General features: G+C 46.8%; 14 protein-coding genes. 6 read left to right on the forward strand and 8 right to left on the reverse strand.

Annotation, left to right across the window (positions count from 1 at the left end; all coding sequences use genetic code 11):
• Window positions 1-61: 61 nt before the first annotated feature.
• The 4 genes from LU351_RS04760 to LU351_RS04775 form a co-directional block, all read right to left on the reverse strand.
• Window positions 62-2,047 (reverse strand): dynamin family protein, encoded by a 1,986-nt coding sequence (locus tag LU351_RS04760; RefSeq protein WP_232592906.1) that lies wholly within the window; start codon window positions 2,045-2,047, stop codon window positions 62-64.
• 209 nt (window positions 2,048-2,256) lie between these two features.
• Window positions 2,257-2,853 (reverse strand): YggT family protein, encoded by a 597-nt coding sequence (locus tag LU351_RS04765; protein WP_232592907.1) that lies wholly within the window; start codon window positions 2,851-2,853, stop codon window positions 2,257-2,259.
• 54 nt (window positions 2,854-2,907) lie between these two features.
• Entirely contained in the window at window positions 2,908-3,726 is an 819-nt protein-coding gene (gene proC / locus LU351_RS04770; RefSeq protein ID WP_232592908.1) for a pyrroline-5-carboxylate reductase, read from the reverse strand.
• Window positions 3,727-3,898: 172 nt separating this feature from the next.
• Window positions 3,899-4,609, reverse strand: coding sequence for a YggS family pyridoxal phosphate-dependent enzyme (locus LU351_RS04775; RefSeq protein ID WP_232592909.1), 711 nt, complete (start codon window positions 4,607-4,609; stop codon window positions 3,899-3,901).
• Window positions 4,610-4,769: 160 nt separating this feature from the next.
• Here LU351_RS04775 and LU351_RS04780 point away from each other — a divergent pair, with 160 nt between their 5' ends.
• Window positions 4,770-5,804, forward strand: coding sequence for a type IV pilus twitching motility protein PilT (locus LU351_RS04780; protein ID WP_232592910.1), 1,035 nt, complete (start codon window positions 4,770-4,772; stop codon window positions 5,802-5,804).
• Between the two features lie 136 nt (window positions 5,805-5,940).
• Window positions 5,941-7,083: a PilT/PilU family type 4a pilus ATPase gene (locus LU351_RS04785; RefSeq protein WP_232592911.1), complete on the forward strand. Its 1,143-nt coding sequence runs from the start codon at window positions 5,941-5,943 to the stop codon at window positions 7,081-7,083.
• Window positions 7,084-7,098: 15 nt separating this feature from the next.
• Here the strand turns inward: LU351_RS04785 and ruvX are convergent, their stop codons facing one another.
• The 4 genes from ruvX to gshB form a co-directional block, all read right to left on the reverse strand.
• The gene (gene ruvX / locus LU351_RS04790; protein ID WP_232592912.1) at window positions 7,099-7,515 is read right to left on the reverse strand and encodes a Holliday junction resolvase RuvX; all 417 of its coding nucleotides are present in this window, start codon (window positions 7,513-7,515) and stop codon (window positions 7,099-7,101) included.
• Window positions 7,516-7,572: 57 nt separating this feature from the next.
• Entirely contained in the window at window positions 7,573-8,157 is a 585-nt protein-coding gene (locus LU351_RS04795) for a YqgE/AlgH family protein (RefSeq protein ID WP_232592913.1), read from the reverse strand.
• A 66-nt stretch (window positions 8,158-8,223) separates the two neighbouring features.
• A complete protein-coding gene (locus LU351_RS04800) occupies window positions 8,224-9,096 on the reverse strand; it encodes an energy transducer TonB (RefSeq protein WP_232592914.1) in 873 nt (290 codons plus the stop codon).
• Window positions 9,097-9,282: 186 nt separating this feature from the next.
• Window positions 9,283-10,236, reverse strand: a complete 954-nt coding sequence (gene gshB, locus LU351_RS04805; RefSeq protein WP_232592915.1) for a glutathione synthase — start codon at window positions 10,234-10,236, stop codon at window positions 9,283-9,285.
• Window positions 10,237-10,532: 296 nt separating this feature from the next.
• On the opposite strand from gshB, the gene pilG reads away from it, so the two are divergent.
• The 4 genes from pilG (at window position 10,533) to LU351_RS04825 (ending at window position 14,492) form a co-directional block, all read left to right on the forward strand.
• On the forward strand, window positions 10,533-10,928 hold the full coding sequence (gene pilG, locus LU351_RS04810) for a twitching motility response regulator PilG (protein ID WP_232592916.1): 396 nt from the start codon (window positions 10,533-10,535) through the stop codon (window positions 10,926-10,928).
• 111 nt (window positions 10,929-11,039) lie between these two features.
• Window positions 11,040-11,402 (forward strand): twitching motility response regulator PilH, encoded by a 363-nt coding sequence (gene pilH, locus LU351_RS04815; protein ID WP_232592917.1) that lies wholly within the window; start codon window positions 11,040-11,042, stop codon window positions 11,400-11,402.
• Window positions 11,403-11,607: 205 nt separating this feature from the next.
• Window positions 11,608-12,153, forward strand: coding sequence for a chemotaxis protein CheW (locus LU351_RS04820; protein WP_232592918.1), 546 nt, complete (start codon window positions 11,608-11,610; stop codon window positions 12,151-12,153).
• Window positions 12,154-12,269: 116 nt separating this feature from the next.
• Window positions 12,270-14,492, forward strand: coding sequence for a methyl-accepting chemotaxis protein (locus LU351_RS04825; protein WP_232592919.1), 2,223 nt, complete (start codon window positions 12,270-12,272; stop codon window positions 14,490-14,492).
• The last annotated feature ends 7 nt before the right edge of the window (window positions 14,493-14,499 follow it).

Here is a 14,499-nt window from a genome sequence, read left to right on the forward strand (position 1 = left end):
CAGCTATTTTGCTATGCGCAAGTATTCCAACATTACTGGACGGTTTTGAGGGTAATGAGAGCTAGCCTTTCGCGGCTTTTTTCTCCGGAGTTGATCGTGCCATGGTTAATGGCAGAACGTTGTCATTGGGTTTGGAAACCAGCTCCAGGGTGTCGATATCTCGAATTAAAGCATTTAGGGTGTGCAATGCGCCTTCTTGGTGACTGATTTCCAGTCGCATTGTACGTGCTTGTTCTTGACGGGGGTTTTCGGTTTTGGCGACGCGAGAGAGATTCAGCAATTCTTTTTGCAATAGCTGTTTTTGATAGTAGTTAGGGTAAGCCAGTGGGGTTAGGGCTTGTTTATACCAAGTCTCTAACCCGTCATTGAGGTCAATAATAAAATGTCGGACTTCTTGGCTCACGCTCAATAAAAAGTGCCTCACGATGCTCTCTTCAACAGAAGATGTCTCTAACAGGTGCTCAAGATAGTGTTCACTTCGATGTTTGATTTCCAAAAACTGACGTTGGCGGCGACCTAATTTGAGTAGACGACTTTTCAATAATGCACGTTCTGGCGGATTTTTGGGGCGCTGATAAATGTCTGCCAGCAATCGATTGGCGTGGGTTGCTTCGGCGGCTAACTTTTGTAGGTTCAGGTGAATCTGGGCAAAGCAAGCGTGAAGTCCGGTACGTAAAAAACTCTCGGGGTCGGATGCGGCATTTTGTAGGCAATTAAAAACTTTATCCTGCTGTTTATGATCAAATACTTCACTTAATGAGGTGAATTGTCGATTGAGTAATCGTTGATAGGATTTGAGCAGCAAAGCTTCCTGGTGCACTTTACGATGAAGGTGTTTTATATTCGCTCGAATTTCTTCCAGGCTTTGCTGGTTCGTTTCTTCGGGCTCTTGTTGTAAAGAGGCCAACAGGGAGTCTTGTTCGAATAACCGCTTGGAAAGCTGATCTCTGGTTTGGTGAATCAGAGCGATGGCGTCTTCAATCAACGCATGTTTACACAGGGTTTTGTGTTTTTGCACAAGCTGTTCGGTTAAGACGCTTTCAAATTCGCCAAAGGCGCTCCTTTTGAGCCGAGCTTTATCGTTAGATGCTTTGGCTAATATGGCTTGTTTGGCTGATACCGGCATCACCTGTTGCAGCGATAAACCAAAGGTGAGCGCGGTGGTTGTGCGCACGGTTTGAATGCTCGCTTCAATCGCGGCGTCACTGCTTAAGTCTTCCCATAGGCTGTCAATTTTATTCAGGACAACGAGGATTTTACTGTTGTCTTCAGAGCTGATGTAATCTCGCCAAGTGGCTTTGTCGGTGGCGCTGATGGGGGCATCAGCCGATAGCATAAAGACTACTGCTTGAGCCTCGGGAAGTGTGCTTAATGTCAGTTCTGGTTCATTGCCCAGTGCGTTGAGCCCCGGAGTGTCAATGAGCTTGAGGCCCAGCTCAAATAAGGGGTGATTCAAATTAATTTTAGCAAATCGCCATGCGGGAATTTCCACTTTGTGGATATCTTGGGGGTGACGATTGAGCATCGAGCAGTTAAAGCCTAAGGCTCGGGCTTCACTTTCGCTGACGTATTTGCAGTCGGCAATTCGGCCTACAGCATCCTGAACGGAAGCGGGGCTTGTGGCATCAAAGTGGATGGTGACCCAGTGCTTAGGGATGCGCTTGAAGGCATTGAGGCTGGTGGCTCCGCGTCGGGTTTCGATGGGCAATAGTTGTAACGTGTTGCTTGGGACTTCTTGATCAAAACCAATTTCTGTGGCGCACATGGTGGTGCGGCTGGGTCGCGAGGGTAAGAGGCGGCAATGGTATTCGGGAAAAAGCAATGCGTTAATCAGCTCGGTTTTCCCGCGAGAAAACTCCCCAACGATGACGGTGGTGAGCGTGTGATTTTGGAGCATGGTCAGTGCTCGTTGAATGACTTGGCTGACTTCTGGATTGTGAAATTCGCTTTCAAAGTGCCAACGCTCAAACGCGAGCAGTTTGCTGGAGAGATCTTTCCGGTGCTGTTCGTACCCAGCTAATTGTCGTTGGAGCGATCTCAAGTCCATAGATTATCCAGGTAAAAGTGTCAGAATTTTACAGGTTAGCAAATTTCTCTTCGAAAGCGTATATAGCGGCCACCTATCGGCTAGTCATTTTAAATATAACTAAAAATCATTAAAGTGGATGTTATCTGTTGCTCAAAATATAGTTGATGGCGAAGCCTTGGGTAACTCAGTTGGCTAAGGCAATTGGATGATTCAAAAAAGTCATTTCATTAAATGCCCGGCACCAGTTGTGCGGCGGAATTACTCAGCCCTGCCAATGCGGCAAAGTGATGAATAAGTACATTCACGACATTAATCACCAAAAAAACCAGGATAGGGCTTAAATCAAAACCGCCCATCGGAGGAATCAGCTTGCGAAACGGTGCCATGATGGGTTCAAGCAGCTGACGTAATAAGCTCAGTGCAGGATGATTACTCATTGGGGCAATAAAGCTTGAGATGATCATAATGATCAATCCCCAAAAGAATATGGTTGATATAAGTGATATCAGACCGATGATTGACCACACTAAAACGGTGGCAGGGTTGATCATGCCAAAGCCGATTGCCAATGCATTCAGTTCGACTGCAACCACGCTCACCAATATGGCTAGCACAATGGCCGCTAAATCAATACCAAATAAGCCTGGAATAATGCGCCTTAAAGGAATCAATACGGGGTTGGTGGCTTTCACCACACCTTGGGAAATGGGGTTATAGAAGTCTGCTCTAACCAACTGCAATAGAAATCGAATCACAATAATAAACAAAAACAGCGATGCTAATGTTTGGATCACCAGCGTACTGATTTGTGCAAGCGGCCCCATGTATTCCCCCGGTTTTTCTTAATAAGTGGATAGGTAAAATTAGTCGGTGATTAATCAGTCTTTGAGTGTTTTGCCCAATGCTTCTGAGCGCTCTGCGCAGGCTTTCATGGCCAAGTGTACGGTGTTTTTGAAGTCGCATTCGGTCAGTGTATTTAGGGCGGCTTCGGTTGTTCCATTGGGTGAGGTTACACGGCGCCGGAGTTCGCTGGGGGTGATGTCACTGTTGCTTGCCAGGCTGGCGGCGCCCAAGGCGGTTTGTAGAGCCAAGTCTTTGGCGACATCTTCACTGAGCCCTTGTTTCATTCCGCTTTCAATCATAGCTTCCATGAGCAGGAAAAAGTAGGCAGGTGCGCTTCCAGAAATTGCGGTGATCGCATGCATTTGGTGTTCGTCCTCGACCCAGGCGACTTTGCCTACGGCACTTAATATGTGTTCGGCAAGTGCTCTTTGGGAGTCGCTGGTATTGGCGTTAGCAAACAACCCAGAGGCCCCTTCTCGTACCATGGCAGGGGTGTTGGGCATACAGCGGACAATGGCATGTTGTTCACCTAGCCAATGGGAAAGGCTGGCGGATTCTATTCCAGCGGCGATAGAGATGATCAATGGGTTGTGAGTGATCACGGCGGCTAAGGGTTCGAGTACCGCTTGCATAATCTGTGGCTTTACGGCCAAAACAATAACATCCGCTTGGCGAGCGGCTTCGTCGTTGTTTTCGTAGGTGCGTATACCGTATTCATCGCTTAGGTGTGCAAGGGCATCAGTATTGGGGTCGCTGGCAATCAATAATTCAGGTGCGATGCCTTCAGCCAGTAGGCCGCCAATAATGGCGGTGGCCATATTGCCCGCGCCGATAAACGCAATGGTACTTTTCATTGGATGCCCTTGTTTTATGCCAGCGAATGTTAATAGTTCTTTTTCAGACTTGAGCTGCCGGGTGCTGAGTTGTTAGGCACCAGCTACGTAGCAATATGGGGATGAATTCGATTTTTTACAGCTTTGATGCTCTAGCTTCTTTACGGTTATGGCCTTATTTACGGTTATGATCCTATTGCCTTGGTCCAAAAAGGTCTGTACCTACACGAACAATCGTGCTGCCTTCGGCAATCGCCGCTTCTAAGTCTTTCGACATTCCCATGGAGAGGGTATCCCATGGGCATTGTGGAATCGCCGTTTTTAATTTTGACATCAGCATGGAGAGTTGGTGAAACCCCTCCCGTTGCTCTGCTATGTTGGTTCGCGGAGCTGGTATGGCCATGAGGCCACGGAGTATCAAGTTGGGCATCGTTGCAACGTGCCGAGCTAACTCAATGGCATCGGTTGGTATGATGCCAGATTTTGTATCCTCATTATCCAGGTTAATTTGCAAACATATATTCATTCTCTTGGATCTATGAGTTTGATTATTAAGTCTTTCCGCAATTTTTAATCTGTCTATACTGTGAGCCCAGTCAAAGTTTTCGGCAATAGCACGCGTTTTATTCGCCTGTATCGGCCCAATAAAGTGCCACGTGATGGGAAGGTCTGTGAGATCTGCCTGTTTTGCCAAGGCTTCTTGTAGATAATTTTCGCCGAAATGTTGGACGCCTAAATTGGCCAATTCTCGTATTTGCTGGCTGGTCCGGGTTTTACTCACCGCTAATAGTAAAGGCGACGGTTGGTGAAAAGCCTCAACAGCCTGCTGGATGCGATGTTCCACAGAGCTTAAATTCTGTTGCAGTTGATGCGCTTGAATTAGGTTGTCTTGAAGGTTCTGCATATACTTAAGATGTTTTGAAGGTTCTGCCAGTGAATCACAATCATACTGACAATCAATCTATAAACGTTAACTCTTTAAACGTTTGCGGTAGGGCTATTACGCAAAACCGCACGGTCTATCATAATTTCAAAACCCTACACTCATAAGAATAAGGTCGTCTATGGATATCACGGAATTATTGGCGTTTAGTGCGAAGCAAGGGGCGTCGGATTTGCATCTATCTGCGGGGTTACCGCCGATGATTCGAGTGGATGGTGACGTCCGCCGGATTAATCTTCCGCCCTTGGAGCATAAACAAGTACATTCACTGATTTATGACATCATGAATGACAAGCAACGCAAAGATTACGAAGAGTTTTTAGAAACGGACTTTTCCTTTGAGGTTCCGGGCGTTGCTCGCTTCCGTGTGAATGCGTTTAACCAAAACCGAGGTTCTGGCGCTGTTTTCCGTACGATTCCCTCTAAAGTATTAACGATGGAAGAGTTGGGAATGGGGCAAGTATTCCGCGATATTGTCGCTGTGCCACGTGGTTTGGTTTTGGTGACGGGCCCAACCGGGTCGGGTAAATCAACTACCTTGGCCGCCATGATGGATTACATCAATAACAATAAATACGAGCATATTTTAACCATTGAAGACCCCATCGAATTTGTTCACGAATCGAAAAAATGTTTGGTAAATCAGCGGGAGGTTCATCGCGATACTCACGGTTTTGCCGAAGCATTACGCTCCGCTTTGCGGGAAGACCCGGACATTATTCTTGTGGGTGAGATGCGTGATTTGGAAACCATTCGTTTGGCATTAACGGCGGCGGAAACTGGCCACTTGGTCTTCGGCACCTTGCATACGACCTCAGCGGCAAAAACCATTGACCGTATTGTGGATGTTTTCCCGGCAAATGAAAAAGCGATGGTGCGCTCTATGTTATCGGAATCATTGCAGGCGGTGATTTCACAAACATTGTTGAAAAAAGTGGGTGGCGGGCGTGTGGCGGCTCATGAAATCATGCGTGGTACACCGGCGATTCGAAATTTGATTCGTGAAGATAAAGTGGCGCAGATGTACTCCGCGATTCAAACCGGTGGATCCATCGGGATGCAGACGATGGATCAGTGTTTAACCGATTTGGTGGCGCGTCGTGTTGTGTCGCGTGAAGCAGCACGAGAAAAAGCAAGGTCTCCAGAAAACTTCTAAACATCCGTTTCTAAGCCAAGCTGGCCAGTGTTTTGTTGGGTGTGGTGAATTAGTAGCGCAGTGGCGTATGTATTACAGTGGCGTATTAGTGATAGCGCTAAATTATTGTTTTTAACTTTTACTCTTGGAGTTACCCATGGACTTCGACCGATTACTCTCCTTAATGGTGGAAAAAGGCGCGTCTGATTTATTCATCACCGCTGGTGTACCGCCTTCGGTCAAACTGCACGGGAAGGTCACACCGGTGACCACAACCCCCTTGTCGCCAGAGAAAACACGAGAACTAGTACTGAGTGTGATGAACGAAAAGCAACGCTTGGAGTTTATCGAGAAAAAAGAACTTAACTTTGCGGTAAGTGCTCGTGGTGTTGGACGATTTCGTTGCTCTGCGTTTTATCAGCGTAATTTGGCGGGCATGGTGTTGCGTCGTATCGAGACCAATATTCCTCGTATTGACGATTTAGGATTACCGGAAATTGTCAAAGAACTGGCCATGACCAAGCGTGGGTTAATTATTTTTGTGGGGGCAACAGGTACGGGTAAATCGACCTCGTTGGCCTCCATGATTGGTCATCGTAACCGCAACTCCAAAGGCCATATCATTTCCATTGAAGATCCGATTGAATTTATCCATCAGCATCAGGGTTGTATTGTGACTCAACGAGAAGTGGGGTTGGATACCGAATCGTTTGAAGTGGCGTTGAAAAATACATTGCGGCAAGCACCTGATGTGATTTTGATTGGTGAGGTGCGTTCCCGTGAAACCATGGAACACGCTATTGCCTTTGCTGAAACGGGGCATTTATGCCTGTGTACCCTTCATGCAAACAACGCGAACCAAGCGTTGGATCGGATTATTCACTTCTTCCCAGCGGATCGACACAGCCAGCTTTGGATGGATTTATCTTTGAATCTGCGCGCAATTGTCGCACAACAATTGATTCCTACCCCAGATGGCACAGGGCGCCGAGCGTGTTTGGAAGTGTTATTAAACTCGCCGTTGGCGTCGGATTTGATTCGAAAAGGTGAAGTGTCTGACTTGAAAGAGTTGATGAAGAAATCGAACGAGCTGGGGATGCAGACCTTCGATCAGGCACTGTATGAACTGTATGATAATGGTGAAATTACGTATGAAGATGCTATTTCCCATGCCGACTCACCGAATGATTTACGTTTGATGATTAAATTGGCATCGGAAACGGATGCGGATTATCTGAATAATGCGGCAAAAGAATTGAGTATTCAGGAAGACGACAAAGATCGTTCTCGTATGTTTTAACTGCGCTTTTTCTCGTTAGCCATGGACGGCAAACCACGATTCCAAAATAAGACGGGCGGCAATGGAATCAATCGGATTTTTCCCATAATTGCCTTTGTGGCCTCGCTTTTGAGCGGCGTCTTTTGCGTCTCTCGTTGAGAGTCGTTCATCCATCAATTCAACTTTCACACCAAAGCGGCCATGCACACGATTGGCAAATTTTCTGGTGCGAACAGAAAATTCGCTCTCGCTATCGTCCATGTTTAACGGTAATCCCACGATCACCACATCCGGTCTCCATTCTTTCAGTAGTTGTTCAATCTGATCCCAGTCTGGGGTTCCGTCTCGTGCAGGAATGGGGTTTAGCTCAGAAGCGGTTTGCGTGAGGGATTGGCCGGCGGCAACGCCAATATTTTTCACGCCATAATCAAAAGCGATTGCAGTTAAAGTCATGAGAGATAAAACGAAAGTGGATGGGAAGCGTTATCGTGTCCAAATTAGAGTGGCCAATCACGCGTGCCCAGCCGCTGATGACATAAGGTATAAATCAATGCCAACGGCTTTTGCCGCCGCATGCCAGCGCTGTTCAGTAGGAATGTCGAATAACACATTGCGGCTGGCAGGGATGGTTAGCCAAGCATTGTCAGCGATTTCTTGTTCAAGCTGTCCTGCAGACCAACCTGCATAGCCAAGGATAACCAAGTGATGCTCAGGGCCTTCTCCTTTACCAATACTTTCGATGACATCCCGTGACGCCGTAAGCGCAATATCGTCGGAAACCTCGTAAGTCGAAGACCATTTTTTTTCGGTGGAATGCAGAACGAACCCCCGCTCAAGTTGCACCGGGCCACCGGTTAAGACTTCTTGCTCACCGACACCTGCATCATCATTGATGTCCATTTGAAGAAGGATTTCGCCCAGCTTCATGGACATGGTGTGATTCACGATCAAACCCATTGCACCCTGGTCGCTATGCTCGCAGATGTACGTAATGGTTTGAGAGAAATCGGGGTCTTGAAGCCCAGGCATCGCAATCAAAAAGTGATCACGAAGACTGCCTTCACTGAGGGACGATTGTTCAAATATTTCAGCCATAGGGTAAGTATGGGGGCTATCCGCCGGAACACAAGTTGAGCAATGAAATTGTCACATTGAGCGCCATTACCCGTCTGTGCTGAGCCCCGTAATTTCAAATCGCCATGTGCGGATAATTTCTAAATGATCCGTAGTATCTCGAATCTCTTTGGGAAAAGGGGGGTAAGGTGCTGCCATATGCACAATTTGGAGTGCAGCATCATCCAACAATTTATATCCAGAGGTTTGAAGAATTTCTGCTTCGATTAAGACGCCGTTGGCATCCACTACGGCTAAGAGGCGTAGATTTCCATGCAGCTCTTCTCTCAGTGCCTCTTTGGGGTAGTTTTTATTACCGACAAATTCGACTTTCTGGCTCCATTTGTGGAGGTATTCTGCATCCACAGAAGAGCGCGTTGACACGGAGGTTAAGCGTCGAATACGGGGTTTTTTTGCATAGGCTTCACGTTGACGATCCAGCTTCGCTTTAAGGCTCGCTATTTCTGCACTGATGAGAGTCGGTTTTTGGTCGCTGTTGGTGTCTGCAGAGGTGGGCTTATCGTTGCGATCCGCATCAATATGGGTTTTGAGTCGGCTGGTGGCTTCGGTGGCAATTTCCGGGTTGTCCGGTTTGGGGGTTTCGGCATTGAGTTGTTGAACAGGTACCACTTGATTGATTTGCGTGTCTGCAAACTCAGCAAATTGCTCTGTGGTGATCTGTCGAGCCTCTTCTTCGGTGCCACTACCGACCTGATTATGCTGAGCGATAAAGTCGGCCTCTTCAGGCGCGTCTTCTGATTTGTGTGTGGCAAGGGTAATTTCTAACGTTTGGCTAACATTGGGGTTGATGTCAATGTTAAAGCTGATGCCGAAAATGACCAAGGCATGAATGGCAGCGGCGACGAACATGGTGAAAGTGAGTCGGTCATTACTGATCGCAAGTGCTGGGTTAGCGGTCATACTCTAATTCTAATCCTACCTATTTCTAATGCTATGTTCAGATACGGCGTTCTAAATACTGGAAGCTTTGTCATCCTACGGCGTGCAGCCTTGCTGCTGGGCAGCCCTGCTGGTGTCACTCTGTGTTTGATCTCATATCGTATTCAGATTGAAGTGCCAGCAGAGTGAGTGCTGGCGAGCCAAATACTAAGCATTTTCGAGACGTTTAGCGATGGCTTCCATTAATAATCCGCCAATATCTGTGTTGTAGGCCGCATCAATCTCGCGAACACACGTCGGGCTTGTGACATTTATCTCGGTTAAATAATCGCCAATAACATCCAGCCCGACAAATAGCAGCCCTTTTTCTTTCAGTGTCGGGCCAACTTGTTCGGCAATCCAGTGATCCTGATCGGTAAGGGGCTGAGCCACACCTGTGCCTCCAGCGGCCAAATTTCCTCTAGTCTCTCCTTTGGCAGGAATTCGTGCCAAGCAATAAGGAACTGGTTCTCCGTCCACCATTAAAATTCGTTTATCGCCCTTTGTGATTTCTGGAATGTAACGTTGGGCCATTATGGTTTGCTTTCCATGGTTGGTCAGTGTTTCGATGATGACGCCTACGTTTGGGTCCTCTTTTTTGCAGCGGAAAATACCAGCGCCACCCATGCCATCTAGAGGTTTAAAAATGACATCTTGGTGTTGATTATGAAATGCACGAAGTTTGTCACTGTTCCTGCTTACCAATAAGTCAGGGCAGCATTGAGGGAAGTGGGTTGCAAACACTTTTTCATTGCAGTCTCGTAGGGCGCGAGGGTCATTGACAACTAATAATCCATTTTTTTGCGCAATTTCTAGAATATAAGTGCTATATATGTATTCGTTGTCAAAAGGTGGATCTTTGCGCATCAGCACGACGTTAAGCTCAGAAAGCCCAATACTGCGGGCAGTATCCAATGAAAACCAACGAGTTGGATCAGAATGTACCGTCATGGGTTGAGCAATGGCCATGGCTTTGCCATTCTCAATAAATAAATTTTCTTGCTTTATGTACTCAATTTGCCAGCTTCGTCGTTGGGCAGCTAACATCAAAGCTAGGGTTGTGTCTTTCTGATAACGGATGGATTCAATAGGATCCATTATTACGCCAATTTTGATGTTCATTTTGAATGCCTGAAATCGTAAAAATTGATGGGTCTGTTAAAACAAATTGCATTGAGTCAATGCATTTAAGCAAGTGTATGTAAGTTAAGTGCATAAGCAGTAACAAGCAAGCGCCAAAAAGTAGCAAACATATTCCGCTAAACTTTATGCCCTAGGTTCCACACAGGCGTGTAATTTATAGATAAATAAATGGAACTATGTTAAAAATCGACAGTTACCGAGGGCTAGCGTTTGTAAGAAAAATCCTTGGAAAATCAAAAATTCACTTGTGATAACTTAGATTTAAGGTCACGTGTATGGAAGTAAACCTAGAAAGCCTCAAGGTCATGGTTATCGACGACAGTAAAACCATCCGCCGAACGGCCGAAACATTGCTACAGAAGGCTGGCTGTACGGTCGTTACCGCAACAGACGGCTTTGATGCGCTTGCAAAGATTGCTGACACAAGGCCAGATATTATCTTTGTCGACATTATGATGCCCCGCCTAGACGGCTACCAAACTTGCGCTCTCATCAAGAACAACAGTGAATTCAAGAATACCCCTGTTATCATGCTCTCGAGTAAAGATGGGCTTTTTGATAAAGCCAAAGGGAGAATCGTAGGTTCGGATCAATATTTGACGAAGCCCTTTAGCAAGAGCGAATTGCTAGGTGCGATCGAGTCGCATGTGAAAGAGGCTCGAGCGTCTTAGTTATTCTTTGATGAGGCGCAGTCTTTCTTTGGCGTTGTTACGAACACTGTTTATATTTTTATTACGTTTGTAACAACTGACGTTTAAGTAAAAACACCATTGGGAATAGTTATGCCTACGGTATTAATTGTTGATGATTCTCCAACAGAAACTCATAAATTAACCAGCGTTTTGGAGAAAAATGGCTTTTCGGTAATTACTGCTCAGACGGGTGAGTCTGGTGTTGAGACGGCTAAAAAAGAAAAGCCAGATGTTGTGTTAATGGATATTGTAATGCCAGGCTTGAATGGTTTTCAGGCGACACGACAACTAAGCAAAGGTGCGGAAACCTCCTCTATTCCCGTGATTATCGTGACGACGAAAGATCAAGAAACTGATCGAGTGTGGGGTCTGCGACAAGGCGCTAAAGCGTATTTGACCAAGCCTATCGAAGAGAAAAAACTCATGGATACCATTGCTGGTGTGTTGAGTTAAATCGTTTAGTGATCGTACTGGTAACTCGCTAGACGCACGAATGTGTGCTATTAGGGTCATAGGTAGTTTGTTGCGAAATGCAATTAATTGGTTGTCCCGGTATTACTATGCGCATGTGAGATTTTGGTAAGTGTCGTCTTCGTTGGTGTGATGGTTCGTTGGTGTAATGGAAGGTCTCCAGTAACATGATTAAGAGAGTGTTTTGATGGTTGAAGCGTCAGCGGCATTCGATGCTCTTGTGGATTTGGCTCAACGCAGTCGATCCTCAGCAAAAGGTCTTCCGGCTCAAGTCGATGCAAAACCTACATGGAGTGGCATTGGTTTTGGTGTTATGGGCAAATTTTTTGTGGTGCCTATGGGGCAGGCATCGGAGCTTCTAGAGCTTCCCCATTACACTCGATTACCAGGTGTTCAAACTTGGGTGCGTGGGGTCAGTAATGTGCGGGGGCGTTTATTGCCACTGATCGACCTTGCCATGTATTTTGGCGAGCGTCTGGTGAGTCAGCGAAAAGCACAGCGTGTGCTCGTGTTAGAAAATGAAGAAATATACTGTGGCCTGATCGTTGATCAGGCTTTTGGTATTCAGCACTTTATTACTGAGAATTATCGTGCTGAAAATAAAGATGTGGATTTACCTGAATTGTCTAACTTTCTAAAGGGAAGTTACCCGCTTCCAGATCGTTGCTGGCATGTCTTCAGCATGTTGGACTTGATGGCGGATCCACGTTTTTTGGTTGCTGCAAAAAATTAGCAAATTTGGGGTCGACAATTTTTTGGGGGGCAGGAAGCCCAGTTCTGGCATTTTGTCAGGCCGGCCAGAGGGACGACAAACAAATATACACGCAATGATGGTCAGGAGCGCGTAGCATGAAAACAGAATCCAGTAACTTGATGGCCTCCATCAAGGCCAATGCTGCACTATCGATGTTGATAGTCGTGTTGGTAATCCTGCTGGCGGTAATTACTTTCGGTATTATTACTTCGTCACAGGAAGCGGCACGAGATCAAGAATATTTGCAAATTGTCGCTGATTTGAGGGCATCGTCCTATCGAGTCACCTCGCTACCACGAGAGGCGACTTCCGGAAATGAAACGGCATTTGCTGAACTGGAACAAGTTGTTTCCAGTATGACAAGTTCCTGGGAACAGCTGAATTCTGGCGGAGGCAGCTCGCAAAGCGCTCTAAGGCCGTCACTTTCTCAATATGAAACGGTATGGCAAAGAGTAAAGTCAAACGCTCAGACCATTATCACTAACAAAGACACCATTATCTTCCTAAATGATGTGGCCAAAACTCTGAATGAATCGCTTCCAGAGCTTCAGGCAGAGCACAACAACATTGTTGAGATTCTTCTAGAAAACTCTGCACCGGGCGAACAGATTGCGGTAGCACAAATGCAGTCTTGGCGTGCGGAACGTATTGGGCGAAATATCGATAAGATGCTTCGTGGTGGCGGTGATGCCACACAAGCGGCAGACCAGTTTAACCTTGATGCTAACCTTTTCGGAAAAGTATTGACCGGTATGAAAGACGGCGATACGGCAATGGGTATCTCTCGGGTTACTGACGGCGATGCTATCGAGAGTTTGGGTGAAATCTCTTCTTTATTTGAATTTGTAAATTCTTCTGTGCGAGAAATCTTCGAAGCGTCTCCTGCACTATTTAGCGCCCGCCAAGCTTCTGAAGAGCTCCTGACCGACTCGCCAGAAATTCTTGAAGCACTGGGTACCCTTGCGGTAAGAATCGAAGGGTTAGATGGAACGCGTGTTTTTAACCCGATTAACTTGGGTATTCTTGCGGGGTTAGCAGCGGTAGTAATGGCAGCCATTGCTGTTGTGTTATTGCGTGGTACACGCCGTCGCCTACTTGAAACTGCTGAGACCAATGAGCGAAACCAAAACGCAATTCTGCGTTTACTGGATGAGCTGGCCGATCTCGCAGACGGTGACTTAACCACCACTGCAACCGTAACTGAAGATTTCACCGGTGCGATCGCTGACTCTATTAACTACACGATTGACCAGTTGAGGGTGTTGGTATCTCGAATTAACGAGACATCAGTAAACGTTGCATCGGCATCACAGGATACACAGCAAACGGCATTACATCTTGCTGAGGCGGCGGAGCACCAGGCGCAAGAAATTGCAGGAGCCTCTGCGGCAGTAAATGAGATGGCGGTGACCATTGACCAGGTATCGGCGAACGCCGCCGAATCAGCATCGGTTGCGGAACGAGCGGTATCCATCGCAAACAACGGTGCAAAAGTGGTACAGAACACCATCCATGGGATGGATACGATTCGTGAACAGATTCAAGATACTTCGAAACGGATTAAGCGATTGGGTGAATCATCACAAGAGATTGGTGACATCGTATCGTTGATTAACGACATTGCTGACCAAACGAACATTCTGGCACTGAACGCGGCCATTCAGGCATCGATGGCGGGTGATGCTGGTCGAGGCTTCGCGGTGGTAGCGGACGAGGTACAACGACTTGCGGAACGTTCTGCAGCGGCAACCAAACAGATTGAAGCTCTAGTAAAAACCATTCAGAACGATACCAACGAAGCGGTAATTTCAATGGAACAAACCACTGCAGAAGTGGTTCGAGGTGCGCGCTTGGCGCAAGACGCCGGTGTGGCACTGGAAGAAATTGAAAATGTATCGACCTCTTTGGCGGAATTGATTCAAAACATTTCGAACGCGGCTCGCCAGCAGGCTTCCTCTGCTGGCCATATTTCCAACACGATGAACGTGATTCAAGAAATTACGTCGCAAACGTCCTCTGGTACGAGCGCAACCGCTGGATCGATTGGTAATCTTGCGTCGATGGCAATGGATCTTCGAGAGTCTGTTGCTGGCTTCACACTACCAGAAGATGGTTCTGTATTAGCCGGCGATGCAGCAGAAGCAGGTGGCTTCGGGTCAATGCAAGGTGAAGAAAGCGACTACATTGCCACACTGGACGAGCCTGTTGATATTGATGAAAGTGGGTATGACGAAGAGTTGTCATTGGATGATGGCGATGATGTTGCCCCATTACTTGTCGACGAAGATGATGATAAACGTTCCGGAGCTACTGCATAAATTTAGT

The sequence above is a fragment of the Marinibactrum halimedae genome (assembly GCF_021234875.1).
GTDB classification, from domain to species: domain Bacteria; phylum Pseudomonadota; class Gammaproteobacteria; order Pseudomonadales; family Cellvibrionaceae; genus Marinibactrum; species Marinibactrum halimedae.

Coding starts and splice junctions, on each gene's coding strand:
- LU351_RS04760 (WP_232592906.1), bottom strand. CDS start 2,047: ATGGACTTGAGATCGCTCCAACGACAATTAGCTGGGTACGAACAGCAC.
- LU351_RS04765 (WP_232592907.1), bottom strand. CDS start 2,853: ATGGGGCCGCTTGCACAAATCAGTACGCTGGTGATCCAAACATTAGCA.
- proC (WP_232592908.1), bottom strand. CDS start 3,726: ATGAAAAGTACCATTGCGTTTATCGGCGCGGGCAATATGGCCACCGCC.
- LU351_RS04775 (WP_232592909.1), bottom strand. CDS start 4,609: ATGCAGAACCTTCAAGACAACCTAATTCAAGCGCATCAACTGCAACAG.
- LU351_RS04780 (WP_232592910.1), top strand. CDS start 4,770: ATGGATATCACGGAATTATTGGCGTTTAGTGCGAAGCAAGGGGCGTCG.
- LU351_RS04785 (WP_232592911.1), top strand. CDS start 5,941: ATGGACTTCGACCGATTACTCTCCTTAATGGTGGAAAAAGGCGCGTCT.
- ruvX (WP_232592912.1), bottom strand. CDS start 7,515: ATGACTTTAACTGCAATCGCTTTTGATTATGGCGTGAAAAATATTGGC.
- LU351_RS04795 (WP_232592913.1), bottom strand. CDS start 8,157: ATGGCTGAAATATTTGAACAATCGTCCCTCAGTGAAGGCAGTCTTCGT.
- LU351_RS04800 (WP_232592914.1), bottom strand. CDS start 9,096: ATGACCGCTAACCCAGCACTTGCGATCAGTAATGACCGACTCACTTTC.
- gshB (WP_232592915.1), bottom strand. CDS start 10,236: ATGAACATCAAAATTGGCGTAATAATGGATCCTATTGAATCCATCCGT.
- pilG (WP_232592916.1), top strand. CDS start 10,533: ATGGAAGTAAACCTAGAAAGCCTCAAGGTCATGGTTATCGACGACAGT.
- pilH (WP_232592917.1), top strand. CDS start 11,040: ATGCCTACGGTATTAATTGTTGATGATTCTCCAACAGAAACTCATAAA.
- LU351_RS04820 (WP_232592918.1), top strand. CDS start 11,608: ATGGTTGAAGCGTCAGCGGCATTCGATGCTCTTGTGGATTTGGCTCAA.
- LU351_RS04825 (WP_232592919.1), top strand. CDS start 12,270: ATGAAAACAGAATCCAGTAACTTGATGGCCTCCATCAAGGCCAATGCT.